This window comes from Lutibacter sp. (assembly GCF_040883305.1).
In the GTDB taxonomy this organism is placed as follows: domain Bacteria; phylum Bacteroidota; class Bacteroidia; order Flavobacteriales; family Flavobacteriaceae; genus Lutibacter.
The window spans coordinates 1-6,639 of the sequence record NZ_JBFLKT010000083.1; the positions used below are offsets into that span (position 1 = coordinate 1).

The 6,639-nt window shown below is 28.2% G+C and carries 4 protein-coding genes; 3 read left to right on the forward strand and 1 reads right to left on the reverse strand.

Going from position 1 to position 6,639, the window contains the following annotated elements:
* Positions 1–450: 450 nt before the first annotated feature.
* Genes AB1Z17_RS02580 through AB1Z17_RS02590 form a run of 3 tightly spaced genes read left to right on the forward strand, consistent with a single transcriptional unit; the run spans position 451 to position 5,273 of the window.
* Positions 451–912 (forward strand): DUF962 domain-containing protein, encoded by a 462-nt coding sequence (locus AB1Z17_RS02580; protein ID WP_368050227.1) that lies wholly within the window; start codon positions 451–453, stop codon positions 910–912.
* Between the two features lie 14 nt (positions 913–926).
* Positions 927–4,901 carry an OmpA family protein gene (locus AB1Z17_RS02585; RefSeq protein WP_368050228.1) on the forward strand — a complete coding sequence of 1,325 codons (3,975 nt, stop codon included), beginning with the start codon at positions 927–929 and terminating at the stop codon, positions 4,899–4,901.
* 30 nt (positions 4,902–4,931) lie between these two features.
* Positions 4,932–5,273 carry a tRNA-binding protein gene (locus tag AB1Z17_RS02590; RefSeq protein ID WP_368050229.1) on the forward strand — a complete coding sequence of 114 codons (342 nt, stop codon included), beginning with the start codon at positions 4,932–4,934 and terminating at the stop codon, positions 5,271–5,273.
* 10 nt (positions 5,274–5,283) lie between these two features.
* On the opposite strand, the gene AB1Z17_RS02595 is transcribed toward AB1Z17_RS02590, so the two are convergent.
* Positions 5,284–6,639: sodium:solute symporter (locus tag AB1Z17_RS02595; protein ID WP_368050230.1), on the reverse strand; the 1,356-nt coding region annotated here is incomplete at its 5' end.

Consider the following 6,639-nt stretch of genomic DNA (forward strand, 5'->3'; position numbering starts at 1 on the left):
AAACCAGAAATATCAAATTTTCCATCCTCTCCAGTCGATGTGTATTTTACTAATAACGAATCTGAAGGTTGCAATAAAGCAACTGAGACAAATTCTAATGGCAGCTTATCTTCATCTAACACAATTCCTTTAACACTTTGAGCAAAAGAAGTTTTAATTAAAAAAAATATCAAAAAAAGTGGTAAAAGAAATTGCCTTTTATTACAATAATGAATCATATAGGTTCGTTTTTAATGTATGTTTTATAACAGTATTATTTTTATATCTTTAACACATTATATAAAAACAAAGTTGCTTTAAAAAAGTATTATTTAACAGAAAAAATAGTTAAATAATGTTAACGTTTGTTAACACCAATTATTTATGAAAGGTGCTTGTTAAAAATCTTATTATAAAATAGAATTAAAAATAGCCCAAAATAAGCGCTCATCACAAAGTATTATTACATATATGAAAACACAAAAACAATGGTTTGATGAATATGCCATAAGTCATCAAAATAAAACTAACCAATTAATACATTATATCTGCGTGCCTTTAATATTTTTTAGCATTGTAGGTTTATTTATGAGTATTCCATCAAAAGGAATCGAGAACCTCATAAAAATGAACAATCCAATTCTCGAAAACTGGGCTACAGTAATTTTATTTATATTACTATTCTTTTATATAAAACTCTCGTTTTCAACCTTTTTAAAAATGCTATTATTTTCTTTAACCTGTTTGGTGGGTAATTATTATTTATCCAATCTTATTCCCCTGTTTTATGCTTCTTTGGTTATTTTTGTAGTGGCTTGGATTGGGCAATTTTATGGTCATAAATTAGAAGGTAAAAAACCTTCATTTTTTAAAGATTTACAATTTTTATTAATTGGTCCGGCTTGGGTATTTGAGAAAATTTCAAAAAAATAGATTTAAATTTTACAATGAAAAAGTTTACACAATTATTTATCTTTCTAATTACAACTACACTCTTTGGACAACAAAAAGAATATAAAATTTTCAATTCTGAGGTTAATTCTAGATATGCTGAGCTCGGTATAAATTTTTTAGATTCCGAAACAGTATTTTTTGCTTCCTCAAAAAAAATAGAAAACGATAAAGCTTTTTCCTCAAATAGAAGGGCGAAAAACCGAAATCTTTTTTTAGAATTTTATTTTGGAAAACTTACAGATTCTAGCGACATTTTACAAACTAATAGGCTTTCGAGCGATGTTTTTGCTACATTTAATGAAACTGACTTAGCTCTAAGTCCAGATAGAAAAACCATTTATTTTTGTAGGGATAGTAATTATGATAATCAACCTAAAGATTCCAAATTACCCGAAAAACCTATAAATCTTTTTAAGGCCGATATTGATGCTGACTTTAACATCACTAATATATTGCCTGTTTCATTTAATAGTGAAACCTATTCCATAAGAAATCCATTCATAAATAAAGATGGTACAAAATTGTTTTTCACTTCGAATATGCCTGGTGGATATGGTAATTATGATATTTACGTTTCAAATATTTTAGAAAACGGAAGTTTGAGTTCTCCTAAAAACTTAGGAGATAACATTAATACTTTTAAGGATGATTTATATCCGTCTGTTGCTAATAATAACACCCTTTATTTTGCTTCTTACGGACATAAAGGCAAAGGGAATTTAGATATTTTTAAAAGTGAATTTATAAATGGAAAATATACCAAAGTTGAAAACTTACCCGCTCCAATAAATTCAATATCCGATGACTTCGGTTATGTTATGCACCCAAATAATGATTCTGGTTTTTTTATTTCAAATAGAAAAAAAGGCAAAGGTGATGTTGATATATATGGTTTTAAATTAATTGATATTGAAATCGAATGCATCCAGTTAGTTACGGGAATCCTTCTTAACAACACTATAAATAAACCTATTGCAAATGCAAGCCTCACAATTTACACTAATGATAAAGCTGTTGATTCTTTAATTACAGCTAAAGACGGGAGCTATAAATTTAAATTAAAATGTAACGAAGCTTATAAAGTTACGGCTCAAAAAGAACATTTTATTTCAAACGAAATTACTTTTGACACAGATGAAACATTAGATGCAGAAATTGTTAAAAATATTGAACTAATTGCAGTTCCTTGTGTGCAGCAATTAAATGGAATTGTAACAAATGCGCGAACAAACGAGTTACTAGAAAATATTACATTAAAACTTTTCCAAAATGGTGAAATTATATCAACAAAAACTACACGTAATGACGCGCTCTATAATTTTGAACTAGCTTGTAATAACGAATACAAAATTATTGCAGATAAAGATGGCTTCTTCCCTTCTGAAATTAAGATTAAAACAAATGCAAATTATGATGAAGAACTTACAACAGACATTGCTTTAAAGCCACTTCCTTGTATTCAAGTTGTTTCGGGTGAAGTTTCGAATAAACTTACAGGAGAAACTTTAATAAATACAGCGTTGAAGATTTATAAAAATGATAAATTAGTGACTTCAGAAATATTAAGAAGCAGGTCTAATTTTAGAATTGAACTGGAATGCGAATCGGTTTATAAAATTATCGCTGAAAAAAAAGGTTTTTTAGATGCCGAAATTAAACTTAATACCAACAAGCAACTAGATTTAAAACTCATAGAAAATATTGAGTTATCACCTATTGAATGCAACCAACTAATTACTGGAACCATTTTAAATAAACAAACAAACGAACCGTTAAGTTTTACTACCGTTAAGCTATACAAAAACAAACAATTAATTGATTCACAACTAATTGAAAATAACAATGACTTTAGTTTTAATATTGAGTGTAACGAAAATTATAAAATTATTGCCGAAAAAGATGGTTTTGTAACTGCTGAATTACCAATTAAAACAAATTCAAAGAACGATCACAATTTCAATCAAAAGATAGCGCTTGTTCCACTTCCTTGCAATCAAATTGTTTCTGGTGTGGTCACAAATTTAAAAACTAATGAACCGTTGTTAAATTCAACCTTAAAACTTACAGTTAATGGTACAACTTTTAAAACTATAAATACAGACAGTAATTCAGCATTTAGTTTTAATTTAAAATGTGAAAATACATATACAATTATTGCTCAAAAAGAAGGTTTTTTAGATTCAGAAATTACATTAAATACAAACAAACAAGCAGATTTAAAATTTACTAATAATATTGATTTAACTCCTATTGAATGTAACCAACTAATTACTGGGACCATTTTAAATAAACAAACAAATGAACCTTTAAATAATACAACCGTTAAGTTATTTAAAAACAATCAATTAACTGATTCACAACTAATTGAAAACAATAAGAATTACATTTTTAAAGTTGATTGCAACGAAAATTATAAAATTATTGTCGAAAAAAATGGTTTCGAAACTGCTGAATTACCAATTAGAACAGATTCAAAAAACGATCACAATTTAAGCCAAAAAATTGCTCTTGTTCCGCTTCCATGCAATCAAGTGGTTTCAGGTGTGGTTACAAATACAAAAACTGGTGAATTATTGGTAAATACAACTCTAAAACTTACAATTAATGGAACAACTATTAAAACTGTAAAAACAGACCGTAATTCAGCATTTAATTTTAATTTAAAATGCGAAAATACATATACAATTATTGCTCAAAAAGATGGTTTTTTAGATTCAGAAATTACAATAAATACTGACAAACAAGCAGATTTACAATTCACCAATAATATTGAACTTACACCTATTGAATGTAACCAACTAATTACTGGAATCATTTTAAATAAACAAACAAACGAACCTTTAAGCAGTACCACTGTTAAGTTATTTAAGAACCAACAATTGATTGATTCACAACTAATTGAAAACAATAAAAATTACAATTTTAAAGTAGATTGCAACGAAAATTATAAAATTATTGCCGAAAAAGATGGTTTTGAAACTGCTGAATTACAAATTAGAACAGATTCAAGAAACGATTATAGTCATATCAAAAAAATCTTTTTAATTCCGATTGTTTGCAAACAATTATTTACTGGTGTAATTGCAGATGAAAGTACAGGAAACGAGCTAAACAATTTGCAAATTTCGTTATTTGAAAACGATGTTTTAAAAGAGACAATCAACCTAAAAACACTTGAATTTAAATTTGATTTAGAATGTAACGCGTCTTATAAATTATTAGTTGAAAAATCAAATTATTCAAATGCCGAAATAACATTTTCTACAGACAACATAAATAACTTTAAAATTGAAAAAATCATAAAATTAGTTCCTAATGCCTGCTTGCAAATTGTAAATGGATTAATTTTAGATAAAGAAACAAATTTACCTATTGCTTCTGCAAACATTACAGTTTTTACCAATAACACCAAAATAAAGGAGGTTTTGGCAGATGAAAATGGAAATTTCAATTTAGAATTGGGTTGCACATTTAATTTTGATTTATTTGTGAATGCACCAGGTTATCAGCCATATAGTTTTATTATTAATGCAACACAAAATTATGAGGAAATTACCTCAAAAACAGTTTATTTAAATTCACAAGAAGAATTTGAAATTGTAAGAAATAAAAAGATGGTAAAAATCAATCCAATAAATTTTGATTTAAATAAGGCTGAAATTACGCCACAAGCTGCTATAGAACTCGATAAAGTTGTTGCTATTTTACAAAATTATCCAACTATAAAAATTGAAACCAAATCGCATACAGACAGCAGAGCTCCAGATAGTTACAATTTAGAATTATCAAACAGAAGAGCTTCATCTACAATTTCATATATAATTTCTAAAGGAATAGATTCTGCAAGAATTTATGGTAAAGGTTATGGTGAAACAGAACTTGTAAACAGATGTTCTAACGGTGTAAAATGTACTGAAAAAGAACACCAATTAAACAGAAGAACAGAATTTATTGTTATTGAAGAATAGACGAAAACAAGCACAATAATTAATTATTTTATGAAACCTGAAATTAATTTTGATGATTTTAGCAAAGTTGACATTAGAATAGGGACAATAATAGAAGTAACTGATTTTCCAAAAGCACATAAACCTGCGTACCAACTCACCATAGATTTTGGCAACTTGAGAATTAAAAAGTCGAGTGCACAAATTACAGATTTATACACAAAAAAGGATCTGTTACATAAACAAATTATAGCAATTGTTAATTTTAAAAAGAAACAAATTGCCAATTTTTTAAGTGAATGTTTAGTTTTAGGTGTTGCTAATAACAATGGGGAAATTGTTCTTTTAAAAACTTCTAAAACTTCTATTAATAACGGAGAACAGGTAAATTAATCTTATAAAATTAGCTAGTTGTTTGTAAATTCGTGTTTTTAGAAAAAACTTGTAATAAAATTGCTATTGACATGACCAATGCACAGCCAAATAAATTAAGCCACAAATAAGGCATCCAATCTTGCCACCATCCTACAATTACAATTGCTTGTGTAATAATAGCAGCAACAAAAACGGCATTTCCTTTTACAAATTTTATAAAAAATGCCAATAAAAATATACCTAAAACATTTCCATAAAATATAGAACCAATAATATTTACCAATTGAATTAAATTATCAAACAAACTGGCAAAACAGGCCACTAAAATCGCCATAATTCCCCAAGCTAGTGTGAACCATTTTGAAGCGTTTACAAAATGCCTATCTGTTTTTTCGCCCTTAACATTACGCTTGTACAAATCCATTGCAGTGGTGCTTGCCAAAGCATTTAATTCTGAAGCAGTACTAGACATTGCAGCAGATAAAATAACTGCCAACAATAAACCTATTAATCCACGCGGTAAATTATTTAATATAAAATGAATAAAAACATAATCCTTATCGTTTGTTTCTGCACTGGCATCTGCTTTTTTAATAAGTTCTTTTGCGCGTTCCCTATTTTTAATTTCGCGCGTATTTAGCTCTTGAATTTTATTTAATAAAACTTTATTCGTTAAATCTTTACCATAACTTAAATTAGTTTCAGATTTTAACATTTCAATATCTCGATGTTTACTCTCTAATGCAAGATATTCTTCTGCATATTCAGAATTTTTTACAATTTCTGTGGCTGCAGGATTAAAATTTAAAGGTGAAGCATTAAACTGATAAAACACAAATACCATAACCCCAACCAATAAAATAAAAAACTGCATTGGCACTTTTAACAAACCGTTAAAAATAAGTCCCAATTGCATTTCTTTCATAGATTTTCCAGACAAATAGCGCTGCACCTGACTTTGATCTGTTCCAAAATAAGACAGTGCTAAAAATGTCCCTCCAATAATTCCACTCCAAAAAGTATATCTGTTGTCTAAATTAAAAGAGAAATCTAACACTTCCATTTTTCCGCTTGCTCCAGCAATTTTTAAGGCTTTTGAAAATGAGATATCTACAGGTAAATAACTTACAATTAAATAAAAAGCCACAAACATTCCAGCAAAAATTACTGCCATTTGCTGTTTTTGAGTAACACTTACTGCTTTAGTTCCGCCTGTTACCGTATAAATAATTACCAAAACACCAATTATAATGTTAAGTGTAGTTAAATCCCATCCCAACACTGCCGATAAAATAATTGCGGGTGCAAAAATGGTGATTCCTGCCGCCAAACCACGTTGCACTAAAAACAACATAGCTGCTAAACTTCTGGTCTTTAAATCGAA